Source organism: Pseudomonas sp. FSL R10-1350 (genome assembly GCF_009600525.1).
In the GTDB taxonomy this organism is placed as follows: domain Bacteria; phylum Pseudomonadota; class Gammaproteobacteria; order Pseudomonadales; family Pseudomonadaceae; genus Aquipseudomonas; species Aquipseudomonas helleri.
Genome location: NZ_WIVR01000087.1, coordinates 1 through 15,336 on the forward strand (window position 1 = coordinate 1; position 15,336 = coordinate 15,336).

The window sequence follows — 15,336 nt, forward strand, 5'->3', positions numbered from 1 at the left end:
GGCAGGGCCTGATCGATCCGCGCGCCATAAAAATCGCCGCGCCGCAGCACCTGGGCAAACAAACGCATCTGCCCGCTGGTGCGGCCGCGCTCACCCTGAATGCGCCCGGCGGGCAGGGCGGTTTCACGGCAAACGATGGCCACAAACTCGTCGCCCAGCGCGTCGATTTCTTCAGCAATGGCTTCTAAAAATTCCGCACGGCGGCTGGCGGGCAAACTGCGAAAGGCCGCGAAGGCGGCGCTGGCCGCGTTGGCGGCGGCGTCTACTTCGGCGTCGGTGGCCTGCACAAACTGATACGGCAGGGCTTCACCGGTCGTTGCATCCAGGCTTTGCAAATGAACAGCGCCAGCGCTGCTGCGCTGGCCGCCAATAAAGTTCTGGCCGGTAATCTGGGTCATGTCCATCTCCTTGAAAAAAAAATGAAACCCGTGGGAGCGGGCAAGCCCGGTTCCCACAGGTGTGGTGTGTCATCACGGGCTTAGGTAATTGCACCGATCTGCCATGGCACAAATTCGTTTTGGCCGTAACCGTGCTGCTCGCTTTTACTGCGCTCACCGGAGGCGATGCGCAACATCAGGCGGTAGATGTACTCGCCGCGCTCTTCGATGGTCATGCTGGCGTCGGCAATGCCGCCGCAGTTCACGTCCATGTCTTCTTCCTGGGTCTCCCACAGGCGGGTGTTGGTAGCCAGCTTGATCGACGGCGAGGGCGCGCAGCCATAGGCCGAACCGCGCCCTGTGGTGAACGCAATCAGGTTGGCGCCGCCCGCCACCTGGCCGGTTGCCGAAATCGGGTCGTAGCCCGGTGTGTCCATAAACACCAGGCCGTGGGCGCGCACCGTCTCAGCGTATTCGTAGACATCGACCAGGTCACTGGAGCCGGCCTTGGCCACGGCGCCCAGAGATTTTTCGAGGATGGTGGTCAAGCCTCCGACCTTGTTGCCCGCCGACGGGTTGTTGTTCAGCTCGGCATTCATGCGCTTGCAGTAGTCTTCCCACCAGTGAATCCGCTTGATCAGCTTTTCTCCGACTTCACGACTGACCGCACGGCGTGTGAGCAAATGCTCGGCGCCATAGATTTCCGGGGTCTCGGAGAGGATTGCAGTTCCGCCCGCCGCGACCAGGCGATCTACCGCATTGCCCAGCGCCGGGTTGGCGGTGATGCCCGAGTAGCCATCGGAACCGCCGCATTGCAAGCCGATGATCAAGTGTTTGGCACTGACCGGCTCACGCTCGACGCGGTTGGCCTCGGCCAGCAGGGATTTAACCTGCTCGATGCCGCTGGCAATGGTTTTCGACGTGCCGCCCGTGCCTTGAATGGTAAAGGCGCGCAGAAATTCACCTTTTTCCAGGCCTTGGGCCTCCAGCAAATCCGCGATCTGGTTGGTTTCACAACCCAGACCGATCATCAGCACCGAGGCGAAGTTGGGGTGAATCGCATAGCCGCCCAAGGTCCGGCGCAGCATGGCCAGGGCTTCGCCGCCGGGGTCGACTGCGCACCCAAAACTGTGGGTCAGGGCGACCACGCCATCCACGTTGGGATAGTCGATCAGGGCCTGCGGGTTGATGTCGCGGCGAAAGTGATCGGCGATGGCCTTGGCCACCGTCGCCGAGCAGTTCACCGACGTCAGGATGCCCACGTAGTTACGGGTAGCGACGCGGCCGTCCGCGCGCACGATGCCCATAAAGGTGTCCTGGTCGGGCGTATGAATCCCCCGCGCATCCACACCAAAGGCGTAATCGCGCGAAAAATCCCCCATGGCCAGGTTGTGCACATGCACGTGTTCACCGGCTTTGATCGGCTGGCTGGCGAAGCCAATGATCTGCCCATAACGGCGCAGCGCCTGGCCGGCCGGCAGATCACGGGTTGCGATCTTGTGGCCCGAAGGGATAGCGTCCAGCGCTGTCAGCCCTTCGGCCTCAAGGATCAGGCCTTTGGGAATGGGCTGGCGGGCAATCAGCACATCGTCCAGCGGGTTGAGTCGAATCACGGCGTTGGCAGCATTTTCACTGCCTGTTTTAGTTATGAGTTGCATCAACAGTTACCTCAGTGAAAGGCTCAGGCCAGACCGCGCTCGCGGTAGTCGATGAGGGATGAGAACAGCATCAGACCGAAAGCCATCACCACGAAGAAGATCAGCGCGAGGAAGTACGAACCGGTGAACTGCACGATCAGGCCGATCAGGATCGGTACGATGACACCGACCATGTTGCCGCAGAAATTCATGCTGCCGCCCAGTACGCCCGCCTTGGATTTACCGCCCAAAATGGCTGGCAAGCACCAGTACATGCCGCACCAGCGAATGAAAAACAGGGCCACGCAGAGCAGCGAAATCACGGTGAAAGCGTCCGGTGTGTAGGCCACCAGCAGGATGCACAGCGCAGCAATCGCCGCCGAACCGCCGAACATGGTGCGCATCACCTTGTTCGGAGCGCCGCCTGCGTCCTTCCATTTGTCCGCCAGCCAACCGCCGAAGATCTCGCCGATAAACCCGCACATAAAGATCAGGAACGTTGCACCGCCCATGGCCTTGATATCGAGGTTGTGCGCCTTGTGCAGGTAGCTCGGCATCCAGGTCAGCAAACCGTAGAACACGCTGTTGTAGCAGGCGTACCCGGCGAACATGGCCAATACCGAACGGCTTTTCAGCAAGTCTTTGAGGATGGCTTTGCGTTCGCCGTTGGTTTTCGCCGCCTCGGCATTGGCGTTGGTGATATAGGCCAGTTCAGCTGCGTTGACTTTAGGGTGTTCGGCCGGGTTATTACGGATGTACCACCAGGCCCAGACACCGACGATCATGGTGCCGACACCGGCGATCACGAACGCAATGCGCCACGAGTCGAACCAGGTAATCAGACCCGCGATGATGATGGCGCCAAAGGCTGTGCCCAAGGGGGCGCCGCCATCCACCAGGGTTGCCCCGCGGCCCCGCTCATTGGGCGTCAGCCAGGCACCGTTCAGCTTGGCCCCGGCGGGCATGATCGGTGATTCGGCAACGCCCAGACCGATACGGGTGGCGAGCAAGGTCATCCAGCTGTGGGCGCCCCCTGCGATGGCCTGGAAGAAGCCCCAGCCCACGGTCGCCACACCGACGATATTGCGCACCTGAAAACGGTCCAGGAGCATGCCGCCAGGAATTTGCATCAGCGCATAGGACCAAAAGAACGCGCTGAGCATCAGGCCTTCCAGGGCCGGGGTCATTTCAAATTCGCTGGAAATCAGTGGCAAGGCCACCGACAGTGACGCGCGGTCGATGTAGTTGATCGCCGACAACAGCAGCAGGATCAAAAATATGCGCCAGCGCACCGTGGTAGGTCGTGAGGCGTCTGCAAGCCCGGCGGCCTGGCTGGGGGCGGCCGGTGCAATTTTGCTGTTCATGTTCGTCTCGCTTTTTTATGTTTTTTATCAAGCGGGGAGTGGGCTTGCAGGCAAGCCCACAAAGCCTTGCTACAACGTTACGACATGCCCGGCTGGCAGTTCAGCGGTGCCTGCCTGTATACCGTTGATCAGCGGTGCGCCGAACTCCGGTATGCTGATTTCGAAGCGGTCACCTTCCTGGGTGTGAATGTTGTCGGCCACCGATAGAGTGGCGGTGCCAAAGAAATGCACGTGCACATCGCCAGGGCGCAGGAACTGCGGGTACTTGAAGTGGTGGTATTCAAGGTTTTCCAGGCTGTGGCACATGTTGTCTTCACCGCTGAGAAACTCTTTTTCCCAGACTACCTCGTTACCGCGCAGGATGCGGCTCATGCCGGTCAGGTGACGCGGCAGCTCGCCGACACGCAGCTCGGGGCCGTAACTGCAATTGCGCAATTTAGAGTGCGCGAGGTACAGGTAGTTACGGCGCTCCATGACGTGGTCAGAAAACTCATTGCCCAACGCAAAGCCTACGCGGTAGGGCTTGCCATCGTCGCCCACTACATACAGGCCGGTCAGCTCGGGTTCTTCGCCGGCATCTTCAGCGAAGGTCGGTTTGCTGAACGCACTGCCGGGGCGAACCACGATCGAGCCGTCACCCTTGTAGAACCACTCCGGTTGCACGCCCACCGTGCCGGATGCCGGGCGGCCACCTTCTATGCCCCACTGAAAAATACGTGCGGTGTCGGTCATGGCGCTGTGATCGGCTGCGTTTTGCTGGTGCATCTTGTCGCGTGTCGAGGCGCTGCCCAAGTGGGTCAGGCCGGTGCCGCTGATCAGGCAGTGGGCCGGGTCTGCATGGTCCAGCGGCGGGAGTACGCGGCCTTGCTCCAGTGTCTGGCTATAACTGACAGGACTTGCCTCGGTGCCACGGGCCAGCACTTCAGCGACCAGGCCGTGGCCTTTACGAATGGCCTCCAGAGCCAGTTCGCGAGTGGTTTCGGTGCCCAGCACCACGTGGATCTCATCGCCCTCGATCACCCCGACGTGGCGCTGGCCTTGAGCTGTTTCAAACTGGATCAAGCGCATACAGTGAACTCTCGCAGATTATTTTTATGGCGGGTCGTTAACCCCTTCTGGCGCTCACTTTAATTTTTGTCAGGGATGCTGCCTAATGACAGATGCTGATTGAGCGATAACCAATAGTCATCCCCATGCTGCCATCCCTGACCACCATCATTTCCCGGCTGCGCCTCAAACAATTGCGGTTGTTGATTGCGCTGGACGAATTCGGCTCGCTGCACAAGGCCGCCGAGTCTGTGGCAATTACCCAGCCCGGCGCGACCAAGGCGCTGCACGAAATTGAATCGACGCTGGGCGCAACCCTGTTCGAGCGCACGCCCAAAGGCCTGACGCCCAATGATCTGGGGCGTTGCGTGATCCGTTACGCGCGTTTGATACACACCGATGTGGCGCACCTGCGCGAAGAAATGCTCGGCATTTTGCAAGGCCATGGCGGGCGTCTGTCGGTGGGGGTGATCATGGGCGCAGTGCCGGTGCTGGTGGAGTGCCTGGCGCAATTGCGCGCCAAACAGCCGCAGTTATCGGTAGAAATCGTCGAAGACACCAGCGCTCGGCTGTTGGGATTACTCGACGAAGGGCGCCTGGACCTGGCCATATGTCGCACCAGCGTCAGCAAACATCCGGCGGCTTATGACAGTCGCCTGCGCGAGCAGGAGCCGCTGATCGTGGTCGCTAACACTGCGCACCGGTTTGCCCGCCGTACGTCGCTGGCGTTGAGCGAACTGGCAGATTCGTCGTGGGTGGTGTTCCCGGTCAACATGCCCATGCGCCTGACCCTTGAGCGGGAGTTCAGGGAAGCGGGGCTTAACTTTCCGGCGTATCCGATTGAAACCTCATCGACCTTCACCACGCTGTCATTGCTCTTGCAGGACCCGCAACTGGTCGCCGTAATGCCGGTGGACGTTGCGCAAATGGCGGTGACCCACGGCATGCTGATGCGCTTGGCGCTGGACTTGAAATCACGCAGCGAGCCGTACGAAATCGTCACCCGCAAAGGCGTGGCATTAACCGCCCCGACGCAACTGCTGATTGATGAGCTGACCCGCCAAAAACAGGCATGAGCGCAAGCCGTTACGCGGCCACGCGCATCACGTCCCATGCGCTCATTACCTGGGTGACAGCGGCGTCCAGTACTGCGTGCTCCAGGCCGTCCCGGGCAAGCGTAGTCAGCCCCAGCAAAAAGCTTTCAAACACTGTGGCCAAGGCGACAACGTTGGTCTGCGCGGACAGTTCGCCCGAGGCGACGCCGCGCTCGATGCAGGCAATAAACCCTGCCCGGTTACGCGCGCGGGCCTGGGCCAGTGGCGCGCAGATCTCCAGGGTTTCAGCCGAGCAGGCACTCATCAGCCCCAGTGTTACCAGGCAGCCACGTGGGTGCCCCGGTTCGCATTGCATGCGGGCTGAGCGGCTCAACGCCAGTTCGATGGCTTCACGCGGGGCAATCCCGGGGTCTTGTAGGCTCTCGGTCACGCGGCCATGGGAGTTCAGATAACGTTCCATGACCTCTTTGAACAAGGCCTCCTTGGAGCCAAAGGCGGCATAAAAACTCGGCGCCGAAATGCCTGGGCCGATGCTCGCCTTGAGCTGGCTCAGCGAGGTGGAGTCGTAACCGTGCTGCCAAAACAGGTGCATGGCTTGAGTGATTGCCGCGTCACGGTCAAACGTACGTGGGCGTCCCATCTGGGCCATTGTCGGTCTCCTTTTTCACAAGACATAAATACTAGTCGATACAAAAGTCGTTGACCAATCGCTTTTGCATCGCCAACATCTGTACTTATCGATACATAACTAAGACAGGTTGGAACAGGCGATGGTTGAAGAGCGCGACACTACTGAGCGATTACCCATGGGCGCGCTGCTGGCGCTGGCCATGACCGGGTTTATCTGCATTGTCACCGAGACGTTGCCGGCGGGTTTGCTGACCCAAATCAGCAGCGGCCTTGAGATCTCCTCGGCAATGGCCGGGCAGATGGTCACGGTCTACGCACTGGGCTCGTTGCTGGCGGCGATTCCCTTGACCATCGCCACACAGGGCTGGCGGCGGCGCAATGTCTTGCTGCTGACCATTGTGGGTTTTCTGCTGTTCAACTCGATCACCGCGTGGTCGTCACACTATGGCGTGACCCTGGTGGCGCGCTTTTGCGCGGGTGCTTCGGCCGGTCTGGCCTGGAGCCTGTTGGCGGGGTACGCACGACGTATGGTTGTGCCGCACTTGCAGGGCCGCGCCATGGCGGTGGCGATGGTCGGTACGCCAATCGCACTGTCACTGGGTGTGCCACTGGGCACCTGGCTGGGGGCGCTGATGGGCTGGCGCAGCGCCTTCGGCCTGATGTCCATACTGACTGTGGTGCTGATTGTCTGGGTGCTGGCCAAAGTGCCGGATTATCCGGGGCAGGCCAGCGCCCGGCGCATCGGCTTGCGCCAGGTACTGCTGACACCCGGGGTGCGCTCCGTGCTTGCGGTGGTGATGACCTGGATGCTCGCGCACAACATGCTCTACACCTACATCGCCCCGTTTGTGACGCCAGCGGGTCTGGCCGATCAGGTGGATCTTGTGTTGCTGGTATTTGGCCTTGCGGCGCTGTTGAGCATCTGGCTGACCAGTCGGCTGGTCGACAGCCATTTACGCAGGGTGGTGCTGGTCAGCCTTGCTGCGTTTACCGCGATTGCCCTGTTGTTTGGTGTGTTCTTCCAGTCTGCGCCGGTGGTGTACGTCGGTATTTTCATCTGGGGCCTGTCCTTTGGTGGTGCGGCAACCTTGCTGCAGACGGCACTGGCAGACGCGGCAGGTGAGGGCGCCGATGTGGCGTTGTCGATGAACGTGGTGGTCTGGAACAGTGCCATCGCTGGCGGAGCGCTAACGGGTGGCGTGTTGCTCGATCAAGTCGGTGTGAGTGCGTTGCCCTGGGCGTTACTGGTGTTGTTGCTGGCAGGGTTGTTGATCGTGTTCAACGCTCGCCAGCACGGTTTCCCCACGGGGCAGCGCCAGGCCGGGGCTGCTGTCGTCGGTCATTGATGTTCACAAGCTCGCCTGCGTAGCGCCAACCCTGTAGGAACTGCCGAGGCACGAAGGCTGTGACCCTGGGTTTGCGCGGGCAGTGTTGGCCTGGCAACAGTTGTTCTACAGACTGTTGCCAGGCCAACTATTTACGCTTCGAACAAACAATAACTTACTGAATTTAAACAATAAATTATCTGGCATGGATTCTGCTCTGTTGTGAATAACGATCGCATCTGTTGGCGATTAAACACGAGTAAAGAGTGAGAACCCCATGTCGAACACCCCAGCCGACGCCCATTACCCACTGTCTGTTCCCGATGCCCATGTCATCCGCTCGGACGCAGAAGCCATTGAAGTCGCCCACAAGGTCGCCGCGTTTTTACTCGAAGGTGATGCCGAGCGCGACCGTCAGCGCGAAGTGCCTGCTGAGGTGGTGGATGTGTTCTCCAACAGCGGCCTGTGGGGCATTACCGTGCCCAAGGAGTACGGCGGTGCTGAGGTGTCGTTCGCCACGCTGGCCGAGGTGATCGCCATCATTTCGGCGGCCGACGCTTCCCTCGGGCAGATCCCGCAGAACCATTACTGCCTGCTCGAAGACATTCGTCTGCAAGGCACAGAAGAGCAGAAGGCCTGGTTTCTGGGGCTGGCGCTCAAGGGCAACCGCTTTGCCAATGCCATTTCTGAAACCGGCGGCAAGACTGTGCAAGACATCCAGACGCGCTTTGTCAGCGAAGGCGATGAGGTGGTGATCAATGGCCGTAAAGGCTACTGCACTGGCTCGTTGTACGCCCATTGGCTGGGGGTGCTGGCGCTGAATGCCGACGATAAAGCGCACTTGGCGTTTGTGCCGCGGCGCACGCCCGGCCTGATCGTGGTGGATGACTGGTCGAGCATTGGCCAGCGCAACACCGCCAGCGGCACGGTGCTGGCAGAAAACCTGCGGGTGCCGGCCTTTAACGTGTTCAAGACGTACCAGTCTTATGAAAACCCGACCCTGGCCGGACCGATTGCGCAAATCACCACCGCCGCGATTGATGCCGGCATTGCCCGCGCCGCCTTGCGCGACACCCTGAGTTTTGTGCGTGATCACGCTCGCCCATGGATCGACTCGGGGCTGGATAAAGCCAGCGAGGACCCGCTGACCATCATCCAGATCGGCAAGTTGAGCATCCAGCTGGACGCCTCCGAAGCCTTGCTTGAGCGGGCCGGTCGGGTCCTCGATAGCGAGCGTGAAAACCCCGGTGAAGCCGGCGTGGCGCGCGCTTCGGTAGCAGTGGCCAAAGCCAAGGTGCTGACCACTGAAATCGCCCTGGAAGCCAGCAACCGTCTGTTCGAATTGGGCGGTACGCGCTCCTCGCTGGCGCGTCACAACCATGATCGCCACTGGCGCAACGCCCGCGTGCACACCCTGCATGACCCGGTGCGCTGGAAATACCACGTGGTCGGCAACTGGCTGCTGAACGGGGTCAATCCGCCGCGTCATGACTGGTCATAACGATGGACGCGCTGCTGAGCAATATTAACTGGCCGGAAATCGGTCAGGCCTGCCTCGACACCCTGAGCATGCTCGGCATGGCCCTGGGTTTTACCGTGTTGCTGGGGCTACCGCTGGGGGTGTTGCTGTACCTCACCGGCAAGCAGCAATTGCACGCCAAACCCGGCATCTACCGCGTGCTGTCGATGGTGGTGAATGTCCTGCGGTCGCTGCCCTTCATCATTTTGCTGATTGTGCTGATCCCGGTGACCACCTTGATCACCGGCACCTCGCTGGGCGTGGCGGGTGCCATTCCGCCATTGGTGGTGGGCTGCACGCCGTTCTTTGCACGGTTGGTGGAAACCGCGCTGCGTGAAGTTGATCGCGGCCTGGTGGAGGCCACCCAGTCCATGGGCGCCACGACCTGGCAAATCATCTGGCACACCTTGTTGCCAGAGTCCCGGCCGGGGCTGATTGCAGCCGTCACGGTGACCGCCATCGTGCTGGTGGATTACACCGCGATGGCCGGTGTGATCGGTGGCGGGGGCTTGGGTGACCTGGCGATCCGTTTTGGTTATCAGCGTTTTCAGACTGACGTCATGGTGGTCACCGTGGCCTTGCTGGTCCTGTTGGTACAAGGGCTGCAAATGACCGGTGACCGTCTGGTGTCCCATTACAGCCGTCGCTGAGACGGCTCATTTTTGATTGTTCGGAGTTTGTGCAATGAAAAAGCTTCTTGCTCTGGTGGCCGTGATGGCCGCCTTTAGCGCTCAGGCCAATGAAAAGTTGGTGGTCGGTGCCACGCCGGTGCCCCATGCCGAAATTCTTGAGTTTGTTAAGCCTGAGCTGGCCAAGGAAGGCGTTGATCTGCAGATCAAAGTGTTCAACGACTTTATCCAGCCCAACCAGCAACTCGCGCTTAAAAACATCGATGCCAACTACTACCAATACCGGCCGTTTCTGGATGAGTACAACAAGGAACGCCACACGGATCTGGTCCCGGTAGTGGGCGTGCATATCGAGCCGTTTGGCGCGTACTCGACCAAAATTAAAAACATCGCCGAGCTGAAGGACGGCGCTTCGGTGGCCATCCCCAATGACCCGGTCAACGCCGGTCGTGCTCTGGTGCTGCTGGAAGAGGCCAAGCTGATCACGCTTAAAAACCCTGGCGACCCGCAGTCGACCACCCGTGACATCGTGACCAACCCCAAGCACCTGAAAATCCGTGAGCTGGAAGGCGCCATGCTGGCCCGATCCGTGAGCCAGGTTGACCTGGCCTTTGTGTTTGCCAACTACGCGCTGGAAGCGGGGATCGACACCAACAGCGCGTTGATTGTCGAGAAGGGCAAGGACTTGTACGTCGAGTATCTGGTGGCGCGCCCGGACAACATCAATGACCCGCGTATTCAGAAACTGGCCAAGGCCTTGCACTCTGATGCCGTGCGTCAATTTATCCTGACCCGTTACAAAGGCCAGATCGTGCCAGGCTTTTAAATCGGCATTAAACATCTGTGTTCTCTTATGTCAGCTAGGCTATTGAAGATGAATAACCCGCTGACCCAGGAGAACGTATGACATTGCGATGGATGCTGTTGAGCCTTGTTGTTCTATGTGCGGGCTGCCAATACTTCAGTTATCAGCAAGGCTGCACCGACAGTCCCAATCAGCGCGGCTGCCAGGGCGGCACAGTAGAGTCGCCATAAATACTGGGCTGGCGCATCCCCAAATCGGCTCCCTCTCCTTCGGGAGAGGGCTGGGGTGAGGGGGCTCTTATCAACATGTTGGTTGCCCAACACTTCATGAGCACATTGCACACGGTTCAACAACACATTGCCTGACCCGCAGGGCTCATCCGCTGTTATGGCTGAGGTTGGGGGCGTGGCATGTTAGGTGCATAGGTTCCTGGTAGTCATAAACACTCAAGGTGTTTGTATTGATTGCCAGCTAAAAGGACCTCTCATGCACTACCGTCAACTGGGTAACAGCGGCATTAACGTCAGCGTTCTGGGCCTGGGCACCATGACCTGGGGCCACCAAAACACCGAAAGCGATGCTCATCAGCAAATCGAACTGGCGCTGGCTGAAGGCGTCAACCTGATCGACACCGCCGAGATGTACCCCACGCCCACTCGCGGCGACACCTGGCGTACCACCGAACGCTATATCGGCAACTGGCTGGGCGCCAACAGTGCGCGCCGCGCCGACATCGTGCTGGCAAGCAAAATTGCCGGCCCGGCCCGTGAGCCCGGTGGCCAATTGCATATTCGCGATGGCCTGACCCGGCATGACCGGCGCAACATCGTCGAAGCCCTGGACGGTAGCCTCAAGCGCCTGCAAACCGACTACCTCGATCTCTATCAACTGCACTGGCCCGACCGCCCGACCAACTTTTTTGGCCTGCGTGAATACCCGTATGCCGAAGACACGCAAAGTGTGGCCATCGAAGAAACCCTCTCGGTGCTGGCCGATCAGGTCAAGGCGGGCAAGATCCGTCATATCGGTGTGTCCAACGAAACGGCGTGGGGCGTGGCTGAATTTCTCAAGCAGAGCGAGCGCCTGGGCTTGCCGAACATTGTCAGCATCCAGAACCCCTACAGTTTGCTGAACCGCCTGTACGAGGGCGGCCTGGCGGAGTTCACCCATCGCGAAGGCGTTGGCCTGTTGGCGTATTCGCCGCTGGCGTTTGGCACCTTGACCGGCAAGTACCTCGGTGGCGCCCGCCCTGAAGGTTCGCGTCTGACCTCGGTGTACCGCACGTTCAATCGCTACGACAGCCTGCTGGCCCAAGAAGCCATCGCAGGCTATGTGGACATCGCCCGCGAGCATGACCTGACCCCGGCGCAATTGGCTCTGGCTTATGTCATCAACAAACCCTTTGTGGCCAGTGCGCTGACCGGGCAAACCAGCCTCGTGCAATTGCGCGACAACCTCAGCGCGATCAACGTGAGCCTCAGTCCGGAGATTCTGGCGCGCATCGAGGCCGTCCATCAGCGTGTCCCCAACCCTGCGCCATAGGAGTACGGGCGATGCCCAAGCAACTGCACGTCAACCTGTTTGAAATGAACTGCGTGAGCCATATCGTTCACGGCCTGTGGGTGCATCCCGAGAACAACCGTCACCGCTTCAATGACCTGGATTACTGGACCGAGCTGGCGCAACTGCTGGAATACGGCACCTTTGACGGGGTGTTTCTGGCAGACGTGATCGGCACCTATGACCGTTTTCGCAATGGCCCGGAAACCGCCCTGCGCGAGGCCATGCAAATTCCCAGCAATGACCCGTTGATGGTGATTCCGGCCATGGCCGCCGTGACCAAAAACCTCGGCTTTGGCGCGACGTTTTCAACCACGTACGAGCCGCCGTTTGCTTTTGCCCGGCGCATGAGCACCCTTGATCACCTGACCAAGGGCCGGGTGGGCTGGAACATCGTGACCTCGTACCTGCCCAATGCGGCGCGCAACTTCGGGCATGACACCGAAGTCGTGCATGACCATCGCTATGAAATCGCCGATGAATACCTGGATGTGCTCTACAAACTGTGGGAGGGCTCGTGGGACGATGACGCGGTGATTATCGACCGTGAACAACGGGTGTACACCGACCCGCAAAAGGTCCGTTACATCAACCACGTGGGTGAGCACTTCAGCGTGGCCGGGCCGCACCTGTGCCAGCCTTCGCGCCAGCGCACGCCGGTGTTGTTCCAGGCAACCGGCTCGCCTGCCGGTATCGAGTTTGCCGGGCGGCATGCCGAAGTGGTGTTTACCGGCGGCCTCGACACCCCGGCGGTGCGCGCGAATATTCAGGCCATGCGCAACAAGGCCATCGCCCATGAGCGTGACCCGGCGGGGCTGAAATTTATCGTCATGGCCGGGGTGATCGTGGGCCGTACTGACGAAGAAGTCAGCCGCAAGCTCGACAGCTATCGCAAGCTGATGAGCGTTGAGGCGTCGCTGGCCCATCATCAGTCAGCGATTGATTTGACCGCTTACCCCAGCGATGCGCTGATCAGTGATTTGATCGAGCTGAAAGTCGACGGCTGGGAGAGCCTGCAGCGCTACAAGCCTGAGTGGACTATCGGCACCGTGTTGTCGCAGTTCTCGGGGTTTAACCGTGAGCGTTTCTTTGTGGCGGGTACGCCGACCGTGGTGGCGGATGAAATCGAGAAATGGCTGGATGTCGACGGCATCGACGGGATCAATTTGCGCCAGTACCTGTCGTTTGAAACGGCTCGGGATTTTATTGAGCTGGTGATCCCGGAACTGCGCCGCCGTGGTCGTTTCCGTGAGCGTTACAACGAAGGCGAAACCCTGCGCGAACGCCTGTTTGGTACGGGGCAGGCGCGTTTGCCCGCTGACCATTTCGGCGCCCGCTATCGCGACCCGGCGGTGCTGCAACAACCGGCCACGCCATTACGTTTCTGAACACATCACCTGTAGGAGCGAGCTCGTCTCGCGATCTTTTGATCTTTAAAAAGATCGCGAGACGAGCTCGCTCCTACAGTGGGTTTTCAGCCAACTGTTGGCTCACCAACAGTCGCTGCACAGACTGTTGCTTTTGACTCCTTCCCAACGCCGATTTGCGCCTGTTTGCTGGGCGAAAAACCCGGCATGGCTTGTGCAATAGCCTAAGTCCCGGACTTAAGGCAGCAGGCCCCATGCGCAATATTTCCCCCTTTATTCGAAACTTTCCGTTGCTCGGCATCGCAACCCTGTGCTCGGTACTGGTCGGCTGCGGGCAGGAAACCTCAACCGTTGCGCGCAGTGACAAACCGGTCAGCGGCGGGACGTTGATTTATGCCACCGACCGCGAGCCCACGTGCCTCGACCCGCATGTGGCGGGTGACATGCCGCAGGTGTTTATCGGCCAGCAGTACCTCGACTCGCTGGTGTCGATGGATGACCAAGGCCAGATCGGGCCCTGGCTGGCGAAAAGTTGGGAGGTCTCGGCCGATGGCCTGACGTACACCTTCCATCTACGCGATGACGTGCACTTCACCGACGGTACGCCGTTCAACGCGGCGGCGGTCAAGGCCAACCTCGATCACATGGCCAACCCGAAAACCCAATCGAGTACGGCGGGCGGTTATATCCGCCAATACCGCAGCACCGATGTACTCGATGACCATACGGCGGTGGTGCACCTGGCCACCCCGTACGCGGCGTTTCTGGAGGTCCTGGCCCAAGGTTTTCTGGGCATAGAGTCGCCCACCGCGCTGCTTCGCTCGCGCGATGAAAACTGCGAAAGCCCGGTGGGCAGCGGGCCGTTCAAGATCGTCCGCTGGGACCGGCAAAGCCAGGTCGAACTGGTGCGCAACCCGGATTACAACTGGGCGCCACCCACTGCCAGGCATCAAGGCCCGGCGTGGCTGGAGCGCATCGTCTGGAAGTTCATTCAGGAGCCGTCCGTGCGCTTTGCCTCGCTGCAAGCCGGAGAGGTCGATGTGATCGAAACGCTGCCGCCCGAATCCCATGAGGCCGCACGACGCAACCCGGACCTTACGGTATTGGTGGCCTTGCGGCCGGGCAACCCCACCAACGGCACGCTGAACATCACCCGTGCGCCGTTTAATGACCTCAAGGTGCGCGAAGCTTTTGTGCGCAGTTCGGATGTCGAGGGCGCGCTCAAAAGTGTGTATTTCAGCGAGTTCCCGCGTGCCGGTGGCCCGCTGAGTTCGGCGACCCGCTTTTACAGCCCGGATTTCGAACACGCCCAGGACTACGACCCGGCCCGCGCAGCGCAATTGCTGGATGAAGCCGGCTGGACCGGGCGTGACAGTGAAGGCTACCGCACCCGTGACGGCAAACGCTTACAGGTGCATGTGGTGATGGGTAACCGCACGCCGCCCTCGGAATACACCCTGTGGGAGCAAGTACAAGCGACCACACGGGCGGTCGGGTTTCAACTGATCATCGACCAGATGAGTGATGTGCAGGCCACTCAGCGCCAGGCGGACTGGGACTACGACATTCGTATTGGTTACTGGAACACCAACACCCCCGACGTGCTGCGGATCATTTTTGGCTCGGAGTTTATTCGCCCGGCGGGTGTCGGCGGTTATCACCAGAACACCGCCGGTTTCAGCGATACGGCGTTTGACGGGCTGATCCAGCAAGCCTTGACCACGCAAGACCCTGAGCAGCGCAAGGCGCTGTATTACAAGGCGCAGCAGATTGCCTCCAGCCAATACCTGCAACTGACCACGTACCCGCAAAGCTCACGCCTGGGCATCTACAAGACCACCCAGGGCGTGCGCCTGGAGCCATCTTTGGCGGTGACGTATTTGTATGACGCCTGGGTCAATAAATGAAAAGGGTGAACCAATGAGCCGAATCGAGACTGTAAATCCGCAGCGCGAGCGCTGGCTGCAGGTGGGGCGACGCGCCGTCTGGCGTGTGGCGGGCGGGCTGCTGGTGCTGTGGGC

14 protein-coding genes are annotated in these 15,336 nt (G+C 60.1%); 9 read left to right on the plus strand and 5 right to left on the minus strand.

Annotation, left to right across the window (positions count from 1 at the left end; translation table 11 throughout):
• The 4 genes from GHO25_RS23610 to araD1 form a co-directional block, all read right to left on the minus strand.
• Positions 1–398, minus strand: a 398-nt coding sequence (locus tag GHO25_RS23610) for an aldehyde dehydrogenase family protein (RefSeq protein WP_153392768.1), incomplete at its 3' end; no start/stop codon positions are given.
• A gap of 80 nt (positions 399–478) precedes the next feature.
• Complete coding sequence (locus GHO25_RS23615) at positions 479–2,035, minus strand: UxaA family hydrolase (RefSeq protein WP_048368911.1); 1,557 nt, start codon at positions 2,033–2,035, stop codon at positions 479–481.
• A gap of 23 nt (positions 2,036–2,058) precedes the next feature.
• Positions 2,059–3,378, minus strand: a complete 1,320-nt coding sequence (locus GHO25_RS23620) for an MFS transporter (protein WP_048368912.1) — start codon at positions 3,376–3,378, stop codon at positions 2,059–2,061.
• 69 nt (positions 3,379–3,447) lie between these two features.
• A complete protein-coding gene (gene araD1, locus GHO25_RS23625; protein ID WP_123750529.1) occupies positions 3,448–4,446 on the minus strand; it encodes an AraD1 family protein in 999 nt (332 codons plus the stop codon).
• Positions 4,447–4,571: 125 nt separating this feature from the next.
• Between araD1 and GHO25_RS23630 the strand changes: the two genes are divergently transcribed.
• On the plus strand, positions 4,572–5,501 hold the full coding sequence (locus GHO25_RS23630; RefSeq protein WP_123750530.1) for a LysR family transcriptional regulator: 930 nt from the start codon (positions 4,572–4,574) through the stop codon (positions 5,499–5,501).
• Between the two features lie 10 nt (positions 5,502–5,511).
• On the opposite strand, the gene GHO25_RS23635 is transcribed toward GHO25_RS23630, so the two are convergent.
• A complete protein-coding gene (locus GHO25_RS23635) occupies positions 5,512–6,129 on the minus strand; it encodes a TetR/AcrR family transcriptional regulator (RefSeq protein ID WP_153392771.1) in 618 nt (205 codons plus the stop codon).
• A 121-nt stretch (positions 6,130–6,250) separates the two neighbouring features.
• Here GHO25_RS23635 and GHO25_RS23640 point away from each other — a divergent pair, with 121 nt between their 5' ends.
• From GHO25_RS23640 to GHO25_RS23670, 8 genes are all read left to right on the plus strand, one after another.
• On the plus strand, positions 6,251–7,456 hold the full coding sequence (locus tag GHO25_RS23640; RefSeq protein ID WP_153392774.1) for an MFS transporter: 1,206 nt from the start codon (positions 6,251–6,253) through the stop codon (positions 7,454–7,456).
• 256 nt (positions 7,457–7,712) lie between these two features.
• A complete protein-coding gene (locus GHO25_RS23645; protein ID WP_048368917.1) occupies positions 7,713–8,936 on the plus strand; it encodes an SfnB family sulfur acquisition oxidoreductase in 1,224 nt (407 codons plus the stop codon).
• A 2-nt stretch (positions 8,937–8,938) separates the two neighbouring features.
• The gene (locus GHO25_RS23650; protein ID WP_048368918.1) at positions 8,939–9,604 is read left to right on the plus strand and encodes a methionine ABC transporter permease; all 666 of its coding nucleotides are present in this window, start codon (positions 8,939–8,941) and stop codon (positions 9,602–9,604) included.
• 34 nt (positions 9,605–9,638) lie between these two features.
• Positions 9,639–10,409, plus strand: a complete 771-nt coding sequence (locus GHO25_RS23655; protein ID WP_153332688.1) for a MetQ/NlpA family ABC transporter substrate-binding protein — start codon at positions 9,639–9,641, stop codon at positions 10,407–10,409.
• Positions 10,410–10,486: 77 nt separating this feature from the next.
• Positions 10,487–10,618, plus strand: a complete 132-nt coding sequence (locus GHO25_RS26655; RefSeq protein WP_256677318.1) for a hypothetical protein — start codon at positions 10,487–10,489, stop codon at positions 10,616–10,618.
• Positions 10,619–10,874: 256 nt separating this feature from the next.
• Positions 10,875–11,930, plus strand: a complete 1,056-nt coding sequence (locus GHO25_RS23660; protein ID WP_048368920.1) for an NADP(H)-dependent aldo-keto reductase — start codon at positions 10,875–10,877, stop codon at positions 11,928–11,930.
• 11 nt (positions 11,931–11,941) lie between these two features.
• The gene (locus tag GHO25_RS23665) at positions 11,942–13,336 is read left to right on the plus strand and encodes an LLM class flavin-dependent oxidoreductase (RefSeq protein ID WP_153392776.1); all 1,395 of its coding nucleotides are present in this window, start codon (positions 11,942–11,944) and stop codon (positions 13,334–13,336) included.
• Positions 13,337–13,569: 233 nt separating this feature from the next.
• Positions 13,570–15,222: an ABC transporter substrate-binding protein gene (locus GHO25_RS23670; protein ID WP_048368922.1), complete on the plus strand. Its 1,653-nt coding sequence runs from the start codon at positions 13,570–13,572 to the stop codon at positions 15,220–15,222.
• The last annotated feature ends 114 nt before the right edge of the window (positions 15,223–15,336 follow it).

Coding starts and splice junctions, on each gene's coding strand:
- GHO25_RS23615 (WP_048368911.1), bottom strand. CDS start 2,035: ATGCAACTCATAACTAAAACAGGCAGTGAAAATGCTGCCAACGCCGTG.
- GHO25_RS23620 (WP_048368912.1), bottom strand. CDS start 3,378: ATGAACAGCAAAATTGCACCGGCCGCCCCCAGCCAGGCCGCCGGGCTT.
- araD1 (WP_123750529.1), bottom strand. CDS start 4,446: ATGCGCTTGATCCAGTTTGAAACAGCTCAAGGCCAGCGCCACGTCGGG.
- GHO25_RS23630 (WP_123750530.1), top strand. CDS start 4,572: ATGCTGCCATCCCTGACCACCATCATTTCCCGGCTGCGCCTCAAACAA.
- GHO25_RS23635 (WP_153392771.1), bottom strand. CDS start 6,129: ATGGCCCAGATGGGACGCCCACGTACGTTTGACCGTGACGCGGCAATC.
- GHO25_RS23640 (WP_153392774.1), top strand. CDS start 6,251: ATGGTTGAAGAGCGCGACACTACTGAGCGATTACCCATGGGCGCGCTG.
- GHO25_RS23645 (WP_048368917.1), top strand. CDS start 7,713: ATGTCGAACACCCCAGCCGACGCCCATTACCCACTGTCTGTTCCCGAT.
- GHO25_RS23650 (WP_048368918.1), top strand. CDS start 8,939: ATGGACGCGCTGCTGAGCAATATTAACTGGCCGGAAATCGGTCAGGCC.
- GHO25_RS23655 (WP_153332688.1), top strand. CDS start 9,639: ATGAAAAAGCTTCTTGCTCTGGTGGCCGTGATGGCCGCCTTTAGCGCT.
- GHO25_RS26655 (WP_256677318.1), top strand. CDS start 10,487: ATGACATTGCGATGGATGCTGTTGAGCCTTGTTGTTCTATGTGCGGGC.
- GHO25_RS23660 (WP_048368920.1), top strand. CDS start 10,875: ATGCACTACCGTCAACTGGGTAACAGCGGCATTAACGTCAGCGTTCTG.
- GHO25_RS23665 (WP_153392776.1), top strand. CDS start 11,942: ATGCCCAAGCAACTGCACGTCAACCTGTTTGAAATGAACTGCGTGAGC.
- GHO25_RS23670 (WP_048368922.1), top strand. CDS start 13,570: ATGCGCAATATTTCCCCCTTTATTCGAAACTTTCCGTTGCTCGGCATC.